The following is a 15,934-nucleotide window of genomic DNA, read 5'->3' as shown; positions in this document are numbered from 1 at the left end:
GGCGTCGGATGATGCCGGTCCACCCGAACAGGGCGCAAACGGTCGGTGAACTCGCGCTTCCGTTCATCCGATAGCCTCTGCCGACGTGGCGCCGGCCCGCATCCGGGCCGCACAGTCGCGCGCCGAACCCGTCAGCACCAAGGAGTGAGTTCGTCTGTCGACCGCCATCCTCACCGGTGCACCGGTACCCGGTTCGTCGCTCGCGGACGACCTGCGGTCACTGGGCTTCGACGTACAGGTCGCCGCCGATGTGACCGAGGCCGCACGGCTGCTCTCGGCCGTCCCCGCCGACCGTCGGGTCGCACTGGTCGACCCCCGATTCGTCGGCCATGTCCACGCCCTCCGGCTCGGACTGACCGACCCGCGCTTCCCCGCGGCCACCGTCCCCGGCGCGCTCACCGCGCAGCCGGAGGCGCGCCCCGCGCTCGTCCGGGCCCTGGACACCACTGCCGAGGCCGTCGGCGCGGGTGTGCCCACGGGCACGTCCACCGTGCCGGTCACCGACCGCACCGTGCCGGGCCGCCTGGCCGTCACCATGGACGCCGAGGGCACCGCGGTGCAGCGACCCGAACTGGGCTCGCTGGTCGCCGCCGTGCCGACGGACGCACCCGCGCGCGCCGAGGCGGAGAGCGCCCTCGCCTCGGTCGACGACGAGGCGGTGCGGCTGCGCAGCGCGGTGAAGGCCCACGACGGCTTCTTCACCACGTTCTTCATCAGCCCGTACTCCCGCTACATCGCCCGCTGGTGCGCCCGTCGCGGCCTCACGCCGAACCAGGTCACCACCGCTTCCCTGCTGACCGCGCTGATCGCGGCCGGCAGCGCGGCGACCGGCACCCGCGGCGGCTACATCGCGGCCGGCGTGCTGCTCCTCTTCTCCTTCGTCCTGGACTGCACCGACGGGCAGCTCGCCCGCTACTCGCTCCAGTACTCGACGATGGGCGCCTGGCTGGACGCGACCTTCGACCGGGCCAAGGAGTACGCCTACTACGCGGGCCTCGCGCTCGGCGCCGCCCGCGGCGGTGACGACGTATGGGTGCTGGCCCTGGGCGCGATGGTGCTCCAGGCCTGCCGGCACGTCATCGACTTCTCGTTCAACGAGGCCAACCACGACGCGGTGGCCAACTCCAGCCCCACGGCGGCGCTCTCCGACCGGCTCGACAGCGTCGGCTGGACCGTCTGGGCGCGCCGGATGATAGTGCTCCCGATCGGTGAGCGCTGGGCGATGATCGCGGTACTGACCGCGGTGACCACGCCCCGGATCGTCTTCTACGCCCTGCTCGCCGGCTGCGCCTTCGCCGCCTGCTACACCACCGCAGGCCGGCTGCTGCGCTCGCTGACCCGCAAGGCCGAGCGCACCGACCGCGCCGCCCGGGCCCTCGCGGACCTCGCCGACTCCGGCCCGCTGGCCGAGGCCGTCGCCGCGGTCGGGCCCCGGCTCGGCGGCAGCTGGAGCGCCCCGGTCACGGCCCTGCTCGCCGGGGTGCTCATGACCGCCTCCGCGCTCACGCAGCCCTTCGGCAGCTGGCACACCATCCTGGCGGCGGTGGTCTACGCGATCTTCTCCGGCATGGCCGTGTCCAGCCCTCTCAAGGGCGCGCTGGACTGGCTCGTGCCCCCGATATTCAGGGCGGCCGAGTACTGCACCGTCCTGATCCTCGCGGCCCGCAGCGATGTCCCGGGCGCCCTTCCGGCGGCCTTCGGGCTGGTCTCGGCCGTCGCCTACCATCACTACGACACGGTGTACCGCATTCGCGGCGGCACCGGCGCGCCGCCCCGGTGGCTGGTACGCACGATCGGTGGGCACGAGGGCCGCACTCTGGTGGTGGCCGTACTCGCCGCCGTATTCACTCAGCACTCGGCTTTCACCGTGGCGCTCACCACCCTCGCGGTGGCGGTGGCACTGGTGGTGCTCGTGGAGTCCATCCGCTTCTGGGTGTCCTCCGGAGCACCCGCCGTTCACGACGAAGGAGAACCCGCATGATCGGCCTCGTACTGGCAGCCGGTGCAGGACGGCGTCTGCGCCCCTACACCGACACGCTTCCGAAGGCCCTCGTGCCTGTGGACGGCGAGAAGACGGTGCTGGACCTCACGCTGGCCAACTTCGCGGAGATAGGCCTCACCGAGGTCGCCGTCGTCGTCGGCTACCGCAAGGAAGCCGTGTACGACCGCAAGGCCGAGCTCGAGGCCAAGTACGGCGTGACCCTCACCCTGATCGACAACGACAAGGCCGAGGAGTGGAACAACGCCTACTCCCTGTGGTGCGCCCGTGAGGTACTCAAGCGTGGCGTGATCCTGGCCAACGGCGACACCGTCCACCCGGTATCCGTCGAGAAGACCCTGCTCGCCGCCCGCGGCGACGGCCAGAAGATCATCCTCGCCCTCGACACGGTGAAGCACCTCGCCGACGAGGAGATGAAGGTCATCACCGAGGACGGCAAGGGTGTGCGCCGCATCACCAAGCTGATGGACCCGGCCACCGCGACCGGCGAGTACATCGGCGTCACCCTCATCGAGCCCGAGGCCGCCGAGGAGCTCGCGGACGCCCTGAAGACGACTTTCGAGCGCGACCCCGACCTCTACTACGAGGACGGCTACCAGGAGCTCGTGAACCGCGGCTTCACCGTTGACGTGGCCCCCATCGGCGAAGTGACGTGGGTGGAGATCGACAACCACGACGACCTCGCGAAGGGCCGTGAGATCGCGTGCCAGTACTGACCCGGCTCATTCCGTCCCCGGTCGTCGTCGACATCCGTCGCGGCGCCCTGGACGATCTTGCCGGCCTCCTCGCCGACCAGCGGATCTCCGCCTCCGGCAAGCTCGCCGTCGCGATCAGCGACGGCTCGGGACGCGCCCTGCGCGAGCGGCTGACCCCGGCGCTGCCCGGCGCCCACTGGTACCCCGTGACCGACGGCACCCTCGACTCGGCGGTCAAGCTGGCCGACGACATCAAGGGCAACCGGTACGACGCCGTGGTCGGCCTCGGCGGCGGCAAGATCGTCGACGTGGCGAAGTACGCGGCGGCGCGGGTCGGGCTGCCCATGGTCGCGGTGGCGACGAACCTCGCCCACGACGGCCTCTGCTCACCCGTCGCGACGCTCGACAACGACAACGGCCGGGGATCCTACGGAGTACCCACCCCGATCGCCGTGGTCATCGACCTCGACATCGTCCGCCAGGCGCCGGCCCGCTTCGTGCGCTCCGGCATCGGCGACGCGGTCTCCAACATCTCCTGCGTGGCCGACTGGGAGCTCGCCCACGAGGTCAAGGGCGAGGAGATCGACGGACTCGCGGCGGCGATGGCCCGGCAGGCGGGCGAGGCCGTGCTGCGCCACCCCGGCCGGATCGCCGACGACGCCTTCCTCAAGGTGCTGGCCGAGGGCCTCGTGCTCACCGGCATCTCGATGTCCGTGGCCGGGGACTCCCGGCCGGCGTCCGGCGCCTGCCACGAGATCAACCACGCCTTCGACCTGCTGTACCCCAAGCGCGCGGCCAGTCACGGCGAGCAGGTCGGCCTCGGCGCCTGCTTCGCCATGTACCTGCGCGGTGCCCGCGAGGAGTCGCTGCACATGGCGGCCACCCTGCGCCGCCACGGGCTGCCGGTCGTGCCCGAAGAGATCGGCTTCACCGCCGACGAGTTCGTCCAGGCCGTCGACTACGCCCCGCAGACCCGTCCGGGGCGCTTCACGATCCTGGAACACCTCAACCTGTCCACCGACCAGATCAGGGACGCGTACGCCGACTATGCAAAAGCCATCCATAGCTGAACTCCGTCCGGTCGTGCACCCGCCGGGTGTGAAGGACCGGCGCAGCGGTGAGCACTGGGCGGGTCGGCTCTACATGCGCGAGATCTCGCTGCGCATCGACCGGCACCTGGTGAACACCAGGGTCACGCCCAATCAGCTGACCTACGTGATGACGATCGCGGGCGTGCTCTCCGCACCGGCTCTCCTCGTTCCGGGCATCCCCGGCGCGCTGCTCGGCGTGCTCGCGGTCCAGCTCTACCTGCTGCTCGACTGCGTCGACGGCGAGGTGGCCCGCTGGAAGAAGCAGTTCTCGCTGGGCGGGGTCTACCTGGACCGGGTCGGCGCGTATCTCTGCGACGCAGCCGTGCTGGTCGGCTTCGGCCTGCGCGCCGCCGACCTCTGGGGCACCGGACGGATCGACTGGCTCTGGGCCTTCCTCGGTACGCTCGCGGCCCTCGGCGCCATCCTGATCAAGGCCGAGACCGACCTCGTCGGTGTCGCACGCCACCAGGGCGGGCTGCCGCCGGTCAAGGAGGCCGCGTCGGAGCCGCGCTCCTCCGGAATGGCTTTCGCCCGCCGGGCCGCCGGCGCGCTCAAGTTCCACCGGCTCATCCTCGGGGTCGAGGCGTCACTGGTCATCCTGGTGGCGGCCGTCCTCGACGCGGTCCGCGACGATCTGTTCTTCAGCCGCCTCATGGTCGCGGTGCTGGCCGGCATCGCGCTGCTCCAGACGCTGCTGCACCTCGTGTCGATCCTGGCGTCGAGCAGGCTGAAGTGAGCACGCCCATGAAGCTCGGCGCCGTCATCATCACGATGGGCAACCGCCCCGAAGAGCTCCGCGCCCTCCTCGGTTCGGTCGCCCGGCAGGACGGCGACCGGATCGAGGTGGTGGTCGTCGGCAACGGCGCCCCCGTACCGGAGGTCCCCGCGGGAGTGCGGACCGTCGAGCTGCCCGAGAATCTGGGCATCCCCGGTGGCCGCAACGTCGGGATCGAGGCCTTCGGCCCGTCCGGTGCCGATGTGGACGCCCTGCTCTTCCTCGACGACGACGGACTGCTGCCGCTCACCGACACCGCCGAGCTCTGCCGGCAGGCCTTCGAGACCGATCCCGGGCTGGGCATCATCAGCTTCCGCATCGCCGACCCGGACACCGGGGTCACGCAGCGCCGTCACGTGCCGCGGCTGCGCGCCTCCGACCCGACGCGCTCCTCACGCGTGACGACCTTCCTGGGCGGCGCCAACGCCGTACGGACCAAGGTCATCGCCGAGGTCGGGCCGCTGCCCGGCCAGTTCTTCTACGCGCACGAGGAGACCGATCTCGCCTGGCGGGCGCTGGACGCGGGCTGGATGATCGACTACCGCGCGGACATGGTCCTCAACCACCCGACGACCGCCCCCTCGCGGCACGCGGTGTACCACCGCATGGTGGCCCGCAACCGGGTCTGGCTGGCCCGTCGCAATCTGCCCGCACCGCTGGTCCCCGTCTACCTCGGGGTGTGGCTGCTGCTCACCCTGGTCCGCAAGCCCTCCGGCCCGGCGCTGAAGGCATGGCTCGGCGGTTTCCGGGAAGGCTGGTCCTCGCCCTGTGGAACCCGCCGTCCGATGAAATGGCGCACGGTATGGCGGCTGACCAGACTCGGTCGCCCTCCCGTGATCTGAGAGGCTCACCTCTGAGAGCATGGGACGTACGTTTTCTCCACGGGACCTGTCCGCTCCGAGCCGCGCCCGCGACTGGCTGCGCATCTTGAATACGAGAGTTTCATCTGGTGAGTGACACAACCCATGATGGTGCGGTGGCATTGAGCACCCCACCATCCGCCGACGACGGCCTGACCTCGGCCGCCCTGGCCGCCAAGTACGGCCTGACGGTGAGCGGCGCCCGGCCAGGGCTCTTCGAGTACATCCGGCAGCTCTGGGGCCGGCGCCACTTCATCATGGCGTTCTCCAGGGCGAAGCTGACCGCCCAGTACAGCCAGGCGAAGCTGGGCCAGCTGTGGCAGGTGGCCACACCGCTGCTCAACGCCCTGGTCTACTACTTGATCTTCGGGCTGATCCTGGGCACCCGGAAGGGGATGACCCAGGAGGTCTTCATCCCGTTCCTGGTGACCGGCGTCTTCGTCTTCACCTTCACCCAGAGTTCGGTGATGGCGGGCGTGCGGGCGATCTCCGGCAATCTGGGGCTGGTCCGGGCACTGCACTTCCCGCGCGCCTCGCTGCCCATCTCGTTCTCGCTCCAGCAGCTCCAGCAGCTGCTGTACTCGATGATCGTGCTCGGGGCCGTGGCCGTCTCCTTCGGCAGCTACCCGAGCCCCTCGTGGCTGCTGATCATTCCGGCGCTGGTCATGCAGTTCGTCTTCAACACCGGTCTGGCGCTGATCATGGCCAGGCTCGGCAGCAAGACCCCCGACCTCGCGCAGCTGATGCCGTTCGTCATGCGGACCTGGATGTACGCCTCGGGCGTCATGTTCTCCATCCCGGTGATGCTCAAGGACAAGCCGGCCTGGATCGCCGACGTGCTGCAGTACAACCCGGCGGCCATCTACATGGACCTGATCCGTTTCGCCCTGATCGACGGCTACGGCTCGGAGAACCTGCCGGCGCACGTCTGGGTCGTGGCGCTCGGCTGGGCGGTCCTGATCGGCCTGGTGGGCTTCGTGTACTTCTGGAAGGCAGAGGAACGGTACGGCCGTGGCTGACGACAAGACTCCGGGGCGAGTCCCCACCGTCATCGCCGACGATGTGCACATCGTGTACCGCGTCAACGGCGCCGGCGGCGGCAAGGGCAGTGCCACCGCGGCGCTGAGCCGGATCATGCGCCGCGGCAAGGGCGAATCGCGCGGGGTGCGCAAGGTGCACGCCGTCCGCGGCGTCTCCTTCACCGCCTACCGCGGCGAGGCGATCGGTCTCATCGGCACCAACGGCTCCGGCAAGTCGACGCTCTTGCGGGCCATCGCCGGTCTGCTGCCGACCGAGCACGGCAAGGTCTACACCGACGGCCAGCCCTCGCTGCTCGGGGTGAACGCCGCGCTGATGAGCGATCTGACCGGTGAACGCAACGTGGTGCTCGGCGGCCTCGCGATGGGCATGTCGCGCGAGGAGATCCGCGAGCGTTACCAGGGGATCGTCGACTTCTCCGGGATCAACGAGAAGGGCGACTTCATCACCCTGCCGATGCGTACGTACTCCTCCGGCATGGCCGCGCGGCTGCGCTTCTCCATCGCCGCCGCCAAGAACCACGACGTCCTCATGATCGACGAGGCGCTGGCGACCGGTGACCGCAAGTTCCAGATCCGCTCCGAGAAGCGCATCAGGGAGCTCCGCAAGGAGGCCGGCACCGTCTTCCTGGTCAGCCACAGCAACAAGTCCATCCGCGACACCTGTGACCGGGTGCTGTGGCTGGAAAAGGGCGAGCTGCTGATGGACGGCCCGGCGGACGAGGTGCTCAAGGCGTACGAGCGCGAGACCGGAAAGTAGCGGTCCGTCCGGTCCTGATTCATCGAGCGGCCTCCGCCGGAGCTCTCCGGGGGAGGCCGCCTCGATGTCCGGATCGTGGACCGCGGCCGGCGCTCTCCACGCCCGGCGGTATGTCCCGGGCAGGATCTCGTCCCGTCGGATGACGTCAATTCGCTTGTGTGCGGGGAAGGTTGGCGGGACGGAAGGCGTCGCGGCAGCGCGCCCGACACCCCGCCGTATGGATGAGCGTTGTACAACGTAAGCTGTACCGGTGCTGATTCGAGGCAAGTGGGGCGATAGTGCCTGGTGTACGGCCCGTAGGCAGCGCTCCGCACTCGGCAGAGCGGGCGGCGTGTCCGGAATGGGATGTTTTGGGTCGGCAGTGTAGAACGGGAGATGTGACGGCTATGACGGAAGATCTCCAGCTCCGAGGTGCTCACGCCGTCCCAGCGCCGGGCGGTCCGTGGTGACCCGCACCCGGCAGACGCACCCCGATGACGTCGTGCCCAGCACTCTCGACAAGGCCGCGGACGAGAATTTCCCCGTAGCCCCCTTCTTCCTGCCCCGCGCCTGGCGCGACGACCTGATGGCCGCGTACGGCTACGCACGCCTGGTCGACGACATCGGTGACGGCGATCTCGCACCCGGCGGCGCGGACGCCCGTCACCTCGGCCTCGATCCCGCGCAGACCGACGACCGGCTCGCCATGCTCGACGCCCTCGAAGCCGATCTGTACCGGGTCTTCGGCACCTCGGGCGACGGCCCCCGCCACCCCCTGCTGCGCGCCCTGCGCCCCACCGTGCGGCGCTGCGCGCTCACCCCCGAACCCTTCCTCGGCCTCGTCGAGGCGAACCGGCAGGACCAGAAGGTCCGCCGTTACGGGACGTACGAGGAGCTCCTGGCCTACTGCGAGCTCTCCGCCAACCCCGTGGGCCGGCTGGTCCTGCAGATCACCGGCACCGCCAGCCCCGAGCGCATCCGCCGCTCCGACGCCGTCTGCACCGCCCTGCAGATCGTCGAGCACCTCCAGGACGTCACCGAGGACCTCGGCCGCGACCGGATCTATCTCCCCGCCGACGACATGGCGCGGTTCCGTGTCGGCGAAACAGATCTCGCCGCCCCCTCGGGGAGCGCGTCGGTGCGTTCACTGGTCGCGTACGAAGCGGAACGTGCTCGGGAACTGCTGGATGAAGGCATCCCCCTGGTGGGCAGCGCCCACGGCAGGCTCAAGCTGCTTCTCGCCGGATTCGTGGGAGGCGGGCGCGCCGCCCTCGCCGCGATCGCGGCCGCCGGGTTCGACGTACTGCCCGGACCGCCCAAGCCCACCAAGCCCAGCCTGCTGCGCGAGGTGGGAGTTGTCTTGCGAAGAGCGCGTAGAGAGGGGTGAGCCGGACCATGGAGGGACAGACGACGTACATGTCGGCACCGGTACAGGCCGCATACAGTTACTGCGAGGCGGTCACCGGACAGCAGGCGCGTAACTTCGCGTACGGCATCAGGCTGCTGCCCGCCGAGAAGCGACAGGCCATGTCGGCGCTGTACGCCTTCTCCCGTCGGGTCGACGACATCGGCGACGGTGAGCTGGACGCGGACACCAAGCGGGCCCGCCTGGAGAGCACCCGCGACATCCTGGACCGGATCCGGGACGGAGCGGTCGACGAGGACGACACCGACCCGGTGGCCGTCGCGCTCGCCGACGCCGCACGCAGGTTCCCGCTCCCGCTCGGCGGGCTCGACGAGCTCATCGACGGCGTGCTGATGGATGTGCGCGGCGCGACGTACGAGACCTGGGACGACCTCAAGGTCTACTGCCGCTGTGTCGCGGGTGCCATCGGCCGCCTCAGCCTGGGCGTCTTCGGTACCGAGCCGGGCGCCCCGGGCGCGGACCGGGCCGCGGAGTACGCCGACACGCTCGGCCTCGCGCTCCAGCTGACCAACATCCTGCGCGACGTCCGCGAGGACGCGGGCAACGGACGTACGTATCTGCCCGCCGACGACCTCGCCAAGTTCGGCTGCTCGGCCGGATTCCACCGGGCCACCCCGCCGCCCGGCGCCGACTTCGCGGGCCTCGTCCACTTCGAGGTGCGGCGCGCCCGCACCCTGTTCGCCGAGGGCTACCGGCTGCTGCCCATGCTGGACCGGCGCAGTGGCGCGTGTGTCGCGGCCATGGCGGGCATCTACCGGCGACTCCTCGACCGGATCGAGCGCGACCCCGAGGCGGTGCTGCGCGGCCGGGTATCGCTGCCGGGCCACGAGAAGGCGTACGTCGCGGTGCGTGGTCTGTCGGGGCTCGACGCCCGGTACATCTCCCGGCGCACGACCAGGGGGCGTGTCTGATGCGCCGCGCGGACATCTCGCGCACCATGTGCAACACGGAGGCCCGGTCCGCCCGGCGGTCAACCCTCCTCCGTGCTGATGCGTCCCTGACTGAAGTGACCTGGCGAAAGGAGGACGCATGACGGACGACGCCCCGCGCTCCTCCCGCGCGGTCGTGATCGGTGGCGGCCTCGCCGGAGTCACCTCCGCACTACGTCTCGCCGATGCCGGGCTTGACGTGACCCTGCTCGAAGGCCGGCCCCGGCTCGGCGGCCTCGCCTTCTCCTTCCGGCGCGGCGAGCTGACGGTCGACAACGGACAGCACGTCTATCTGCGCTGCTGCACCGCCTACCGCTGGTTCCTCGACCGCGTCGACGGGACGCGTCTGGCACCCCTGCAAAACCGTTTGGACGTGCCCGTTCTCGACGTCGGGCGCCCCTCGGGACCCCGGCTGGGACGGCTGCGCCGCAACGCGCTGCCGGTGCCCTTCCACCTGGCCGCCGGACTGGCCGGCTATCCGCACCTCTCGCTCGCCGAGCGCGCGAGCGTCGGCCGCGCCGCACTCGCGCTCGGCCGCCTGGACCCCGACGACCCCGCGCTCGACGCCGTCGACTTCGGCAGCTGGCTCGCCCGGCACGGTCAGTCGCAGCGCACCATCGAGGCCCTCTGGGACCTGGTCGGCGTGGCCACGCTCAACGCCACCGCGCCGAACTCCTCGCTGGCCCTGGCCGCGAAGGTCTTCAAGACCGGACTCCTCTCCGAGCCCGGTGCCGCCGACATCGGCTGGGCGAGCGTGCCCCTCGGCGAGGTGCACGACACGCTGGCCCGCAAGGCCCTCGATTCGGCCTCGGTCCGCACCGAACTCCGTACGAAGGCAGCCGCCATCACCCGTACGGAGGATGGCTGCTGGATCGTGGACACCGGCGGCGAACGGATCGAGGCGGACACCGTCGTCCTCGCCGTCCCGCAGCGTGAGGCCCACGACCTGCTGCCCGAAGGCGCACTCGACGAACCGGAGCGGCTGCTCGACATCGGCACCTCGCCGATCCTCAACGTGCACGTCGTCTACGACCGCAAGGTGCTGCGCCGCCCGTTCTTCGCCGCGCTCGGTTCCCCGGTCCAGTGGGTCTTCGACCGCACCGACGCCTCGGGACTCACCGGCCCCGGACAGTACCTCGCCGTGTCCCAGTCCGCCGCCGACGAGGAGATCGACCTCCCCGTCGCCGAACTGCGCACCCGCTACCTGCCCGAGCTGGAGCGGCTCCTGCCGGCCGCACGCGGGGCCGGGATCAGGGACTTCTTCGTCACCCGGGAGCGCACGGCGACCTTCGCCCCCGCCCCCGGCGTCGGCCGGCTGCGGCCCGGTGCCCGCACCCGTGCGCCCGGCCTCTGCCTGGCCGGGGCATGGACGGCCACCGGCTGGCCCGCGACGATGGAGGGCGCCGTCCGCAGCGGGTTCAGCGCGGCCGAAGCCGCCCTCCAGGCGCTCGGCCGGCCCCATGTACATCCGCTGCAGGAGGCGGCATGAGCAGTACCACCGGAACAAGAGGAGAGTCAGTGACCCCGGCGAATCCGGCTTTCGACACCGTGGCCGACACCACGGACGTCACCGCGCTTCTGGAGCGCGGACGGGCCCTTTCCACGCCGGTGCTCCGGGCCGCCGTTGACCGGCTCGCACCGCCCATGGACACCGTCGCCGCCTACCACTTCGGCTGGATCGACGCCCAGGGACAGCCCGCCGACGGCGACGGGGGCAAGGCCGTCCGCCCGGCCCTCGCCCTGCTGTCCGCGGAGGCCGCCGGCGCCGCCGCCGAGGCCGGCGTCCCCGGCGCCGTGGCCGTCGAACTCGTGCACAACTTCTCGCTGCTGCACGACGACCTGATGGACGGCGACGAACAGCGCCGCCACCGCGACACGGTCTGGAAGGTGCACGGCCCCGCCCAGGCGATCCTGGTCGGCGACGCGCTCTTCGCCCTCGCCAACGAGGTCCTGCTGGAGCTCGGCACCGTCGAGGCGGGCCGCGCGACCCGTCGGCTGACCGCGGCCAGCCGCAAGCTCATCGACGGGCAGGCCCAGGACATCTCCTACGAGCACCGCGAGCGGGTCACCGTCGAGGAGTGCCTGGAGATGGAGGGCAACAAGACCGGAGCCCTGCTCGCCTGCGCCTGCTCCATCGGCGCGGTGCTCGGCGGCGCCGACGACCGGACCGCCGACACGCTGGAGGCGTACGGATACCACCTCGGCCTCGCCTTCCAGGCCGTCGACGACCTGCTCGGCATCTGGGGCGACCCCGAGTCCACCGGCAAGCAGACCTGGAGCGACCTGCGCCAGCGCAAGAAGTCCCTCCCGGTCGTTGCCGCGCTCGCCGCGGGCGGCCCGGCATCGGAGCGCCTGGGCGAACTGCTCGCCGCCGATGCCAAGAGCAGCGATTTCGACAGCTTCTCCGAAGAGGAGTTCGCCGCCCGTGCGGCACTCATCGAGGAGGCGGGCGGCCGCGAGTGGACCGCCCAGGAGGCCCGTCGACAGCATGCGGTCGCCATCGAGGCGCTGCACCGCATCGACATGCCGCAGACCGTGCGGGCGCAGCTCACAGCGCTCGCGGACTTCGTCGTCGTACGAAAGAGATGATGACTATCTGCTCCATATGACTCGCAGTCGCCGGCCGGCGCCCTTGCCGGGGCGCCGGCCGACGGAGACCCCAGCACAGCAGAGGACCTGACTGCACGAAGGGGAAGCCATGACAGCGACGACCGACGGAAGCACCGGGGCCGTGAACCCCCGCGCAGCCTCGGCCAGTAAACCGACCGACACAACCATTGCCGCGGACGAGGTGTTCGACGCCGCGCGGCGGGCCGCGGAACGCTCGGTGGAGCACCTCCTCGGCAGGCAGGACGAGCAGGGCTGGTGGAAGGGCGACCTCGCCACCAACGTCACGATGGACGCCGAGGACCTGCTGCTCCGTCAATTCCTCGGCATCCAGGACCCGGACACCGTCCGGGCGGCCGGCCGCTTCATCCGCGGCGAACAGCTGGGTGACGGCACCTGGGCGACCTTCCACGGGGGCCCCGGCGAACTCTCCACCACCATCGAGGCGTACGTGGCCCTGCGGCTGGCCGGGGACCGGCCGGACGAACCGCACATGGCCCGCGCCGCCGGATGGATCCGGGAACAGGGCGGCATCGCGGCCGCCCGGGTCTTCACCCGGATCTGGCTCGCCCTGTTCGGCTGGTGGAAATGGGACGACCTGCCGGAACTCCCGCCCGAGCTGATGTTCTTTCCCAAATGGGCCCCGCTCAACATCTACGACTTCGGCTGCTGGGCCCGCCAGACCATCGTGCCGCTGACCATCGTCTCGGCGAAGCGGCCGGTACGCCCGGCCCCGTTCCCGCTCGACGAACTGCACACCGATCCCGGCAACCCGAACCCGCCCAGGCGCCCCGCACCGGCCGCCAGCTGGGACGGCGTCTTCCAGCGCCTGGACAAGGCGCTGCACGTCTATCACCGGATCGCACCGCGCAGGCTGCGCCGGACCGCGATGAACGCCGCGGCCCGCTGGATCATCGAACGCCAGGAGAACGACGGCTGCTGGGGCGGCATCCAGCCACCCGCCGTGTACTCCGTCATCGCCCTGCACCTGCTCGGCTACGACCTGGACCACCCGGTGATGCGGGCCGGGCTCGAATCGCTCGACCGGTTCGCCGTGTGGCGCGAGGACGGCGCCCGCATGATCGAGGCCTGCCAGTCCCCGGTCTGGGACACCTGCCTCGCCACCATCGCGCTCGCCGACGCCGGGGTCAGCCCCGACCACCCGGCGCTCGTGAAGGCCGCGGACTGGATGCTCGGCGAGGAGATCGCCCGGCCCGGCGACTGGTCCGTACGCCGTCCCCGGCTCAACCCGGGCGGCTGGGCCTTCGAGTTCCACAACGACAACTACCCGGACATCGACGACACCGCAGAGGTGGTCCTCGCACTGCGCCGGGTCCGCCACCCCGACCGGGCCCGCATCGAGGCCGCCATCAAGCGCGGGGTCCGCTGGAACATCGGCATGCAGTCCCGCAACGGGGCCTGGGGCGCCTTCGACGCGGACAACACCAGCGCCTTCCCGAACCGGCTGCCCTTCTGCGACTTCGGCGAGGTCATCGACCCGCCGTCCGCCGACGTCACCGGGCACGTGGTGGAGATGCTCGCCGTCGAGGGGCGGTCCGGCCACCGGGTCACCCGGCGCGGCATCGAGTGGCTGCTCGCCGAACAGGAGGCGAGCGGTGCCTGGTTCGGCCGCTGGGGCGTCAACTACGTATACGGCACAGGGTCGGTGGTGCCCGCGCTGGTGGCCGCCGGACTGCCCGTGACACACCCGGCGATCCGCCGGGCGGTCGGCTGGCTGGAGTCCGTGCAGAACGACGACGGCGGCTGGGGCGAGGACCTGCGCTCCTACCGGGAGGAGAAGTGGATCGGGCACGGCGCCTCGACCGCCTCCCAGACCGCCTGGGCCCTGCTCGCCCTGCTCGCCACCGGACGCCGGGACAGCAGGGCCGTGCAGCGGGGCGTGTCCTGGCTCACCGGGACGCAGCAGGCCGACGGCTCCTGGGACGAGCCGTACTTCACCGGCACCGGATTCCCCTGGGACTTCTCCATCAACTACCACCTCTACCGCCAGGTGTTCCCGCTCACCGCGCTCGGGCGGTACGTGCACGGCGAGCCGTTCGCCGACCGTACGGCCACCCGCAAGGAGGCCTGATGGCCGACGGCCCGGGGACGGCCGGCCCCACCGCGCCGCTGCTGATCGCCTGCGCGCTCGGCATCGAGCAGTTCGCCCTGCGCAGCGGCCGGGGCAGGGCCGGCACCGCTCCCGGCCCGGTGACCGTACTCCGTACGGGCATGGGCCCCAGGGCCGCCGAGGAGGCCGTCACGCGGGAGCTCGGCAAGGACCGGGTGCCCGGCACGGCGGTCCTCGCCTCCGGGTTCTGCGCCGGGCTGCTGCCCGGCATGCACCCCGGGGACCTGGTGGTCGCCGACGAGACCCGGGAAGCCGGGGACTCCACGGTCTGCACCGGTCCGGGCCTGCTCGCCGAGGCCCTGGGCAGGGCGGTGCCCGGCCGCGCCGTCCACACCGGTCCGCTGACCGGCTCCGCCCATGTCGTACGAGGGCATGAGCGGGCCGGACTGCGGGCCACCGGAGCCATCGCGGTGGACATGGAGTCCGCCGCCACTCTGCGCACCGCTCTGCGGTCCGGGCCGCGCCCGGTTGCCGCCGTACGGGTGGTCGTGGATGCTCCGGAGCATGAGCTCGTCCGCATCGGCACGATACGCGGTGGAATATCAGCTTTCCGAGTTCTCCGTGCCGTCCTGCCGGCTTTCTATGAATGGCACCGATCTTCGCTGCTCCCCAGGAGGTGAGCCAGATGGCCATGCCGCTCCGCCAGTCCATCAAGGTTGCGACGTACCTCATCGAACAGAAGCTCCGCAGGCGGGAGAAATTCCCGCTCATCGTGGAACTGGAGCCCTTGTACGCCTGCAATCTCGCGTGCGAGGGCTGCGGGAAGATCCAGCATCCGGCCGGCGTGCTCAAGCAGCGCATGCCGGTGGCCCAGGCCGTGGGCGCCGTCCTCGAATCGGGTGCCCCGATGGTTTCCATCGCGGGCGGCGAACCATTGATGCACCCGCAGATCGATGAAATCGTCCGGCAGCTGGTGGCCCGGAGGAAGTACGTCTTCCTGTGCACCAATGCGATGCTGCTGCGGAAGAAGATCGAGAAATTCACCCCCTCGCCGTTCTTCGCCTTCGCCGTGCACATCGACGGGCTGCGGGAGCGGCACGACGAATCGGTCGCCAAGGAAGGCGTTTTCGACGAGGCCGTGGCGGCGATCAAGGAGGCCAAGCGGCGCGGCTTCCGGGTCACCACGAACTCCACCTTCTTCAACACCGACACCCCGCAGACCATCATCGAGGTCCTCAATTACCTCAATGACGACCTGAAGGTCGACGAGATGATGATCTCGCCCGCGTACGCCTACGAGAAGGCACCCGATCAGGAGCACTTCCTGGGCGTCGAGCAGACCCGTGAACTGTTCAAGAAGACCTTCGCGGGCGGCAACCGTGCCCGCTGGCGGCTGAACCACTCGCCGCTCTTCCTGGACTTCCTGGAGGGCAAGGCGGACTTCCCGTGCACGGCGTGGGCCATCCCGAACTACTCGCTGTTCGGCTGGCAGCGGCCCTGCTACCTGATGAGCGACGGCTACGTACCGACGTACCGTCAGCTCATCGAGGAGACCGACTGGGACAAGTACGGCCGGGGCAAGGACCCGCGCTGCGCCAACTGCATGGCGCACTGCGGCTACGAACCCACCGCCGTGCTCGCCACCATGGGATCGCTGAAGGAATCCCTGCGCGCCGCGCGCGAGACCGTCTCCGGGAACCGGTGA

14 protein-coding genes are annotated in these 15,934 nt (G+C 70.7%); all 14 read left to right on the top strand.

What is annotated here, in order from left to right:
• The first annotated feature begins 211 nt into the window (after positions 1-211).
• The 14 genes from OHA19_RS06190 (at position 212) to hpnH (ending at position 15,934) form a co-directional block, all read left to right on the top strand.
• Positions 212-1,981, top strand: coding sequence for a DUF5941 domain-containing protein (locus OHA19_RS06190; RefSeq protein WP_405722002.1), 1,770 nt, complete (start codon positions 212-214; stop codon positions 1,979-1,981).
• Positions 1,978-2,715, top strand: coding sequence for a sugar phosphate nucleotidyltransferase (locus OHA19_RS06185; protein ID WP_405719031.1), 738 nt, complete (start codon positions 1,978-1,980; stop codon positions 2,713-2,715). The genes OHA19_RS06190 and OHA19_RS06185 overlap by 4 nt, the downstream gene beginning before the upstream one ends.
• The gene (locus OHA19_RS06180) at positions 2,703-3,764 is read left to right on the top strand and encodes an iron-containing alcohol dehydrogenase family protein (RefSeq protein ID WP_405719034.1); all 1,062 of its coding nucleotides are present in this window, start codon (positions 2,703-2,705) and stop codon (positions 3,762-3,764) included. Before OHA19_RS06185 ends, OHA19_RS06180 begins: the two co-directional genes overlap by 13 nt.
• Positions 3,742-4,521, top strand: coding sequence for a CDP-alcohol phosphatidyltransferase family protein (locus OHA19_RS06175; protein WP_405719036.1), 780 nt, complete (start codon positions 3,742-3,744; stop codon positions 4,519-4,521). Before OHA19_RS06180 ends, OHA19_RS06175 begins: the two co-directional genes overlap by 23 nt.
• Before the next feature lie 8 nt (positions 4,522-4,529).
• Positions 4,530-5,402 (top strand): glycosyltransferase family 2 protein, encoded by an 873-nt coding sequence (locus OHA19_RS06170; RefSeq protein ID WP_405722005.1) that lies wholly within the window; start codon positions 4,530-4,532, stop codon positions 5,400-5,402.
• Positions 5,403-5,509: 107 nt separating this feature from the next.
• Entirely contained in the window at positions 5,510-6,439 is a 930-nt protein-coding gene (locus OHA19_RS06165) for an ABC transporter permease (protein WP_405719038.1), read from the top strand.
• A complete protein-coding gene (locus OHA19_RS06160) occupies positions 6,432-7,217 on the top strand; it encodes an ABC transporter ATP-binding protein (RefSeq protein ID WP_405719040.1) in 786 nt (261 codons plus the stop codon). Before OHA19_RS06165 ends, OHA19_RS06160 begins: the two co-directional genes overlap by 8 nt.
• A 445-nt stretch (positions 7,218-7,662) precedes the next feature.
• Complete coding sequence (gene hpnC, locus OHA19_RS06155; RefSeq protein ID WP_405749615.1) at positions 7,663-8,583, top strand: squalene synthase HpnC; 921 nt, start codon at positions 7,663-7,665, stop codon at positions 8,581-8,583.
• 8 nt (positions 8,584-8,591) lie between these two features.
• Positions 8,592-9,533: a presqualene diphosphate synthase HpnD gene (gene hpnD, locus OHA19_RS06150; protein ID WP_405749613.1), complete on the top strand. Its 942-nt coding sequence runs from the start codon at positions 8,592-8,594 to the stop codon at positions 9,531-9,533.
• 118 nt (positions 9,534-9,651) lie between these two features.
• Complete coding sequence (hpnE, locus tag OHA19_RS06145) at positions 9,652-11,040, top strand: hydroxysqualene dehydroxylase HpnE (protein WP_405719048.1); 1,389 nt, start codon at positions 9,652-9,654, stop codon at positions 11,038-11,040.
• On the top strand, positions 11,037-12,140 hold the full coding sequence (locus OHA19_RS06140) for a polyprenyl synthetase family protein (protein ID WP_164495317.1): 1,104 nt from the start codon (positions 11,037-11,039) through the stop codon (positions 12,138-12,140). The genes hpnE and OHA19_RS06140 overlap by 4 nt, the downstream gene beginning before the upstream one ends.
• Positions 12,141-12,249: 109 nt before the next feature.
• Positions 12,250-14,250 carry a squalene--hopene cyclase gene (shc, locus tag OHA19_RS06135; protein WP_405719051.1) on the top strand — a complete coding sequence of 667 codons (2,001 nt, stop codon included), beginning with the start codon at positions 12,250-12,252 and terminating at the stop codon, positions 14,248-14,250.
• Positions 14,250-14,909 carry a 1-hydroxy-2-methyl-2-butenyl 4-diphosphate reductase gene (locus OHA19_RS06130; protein ID WP_405719054.1) on the top strand — a complete coding sequence of 220 codons (660 nt, stop codon included), beginning with the start codon at positions 14,250-14,252 and terminating at the stop codon, positions 14,907-14,909. Before shc ends, OHA19_RS06130 begins: the two co-directional genes overlap by 1 nt.
• Before the next feature lie 5 nt (positions 14,910-14,914).
• Positions 14,915-15,934: an adenosyl-hopene transferase HpnH gene (gene hpnH, locus OHA19_RS06125; RefSeq protein ID WP_405719056.1), complete on the top strand. Its 1,020-nt coding sequence runs from the start codon at positions 14,915-14,917 to the stop codon at positions 15,932-15,934.

The sequence above is a fragment of the Streptomyces sp. NBC_00012 genome (genome assembly GCF_045040875.1).
Taxonomy (GTDB): Bacteria; Actinomycetota; Actinomycetes; order Streptomycetales; family Streptomycetaceae; genus Streptomyces.
Note: the sequence above shows the minus strand (reverse complement) of the source record. Positions and strands in the feature narration are given on the sequence as shown.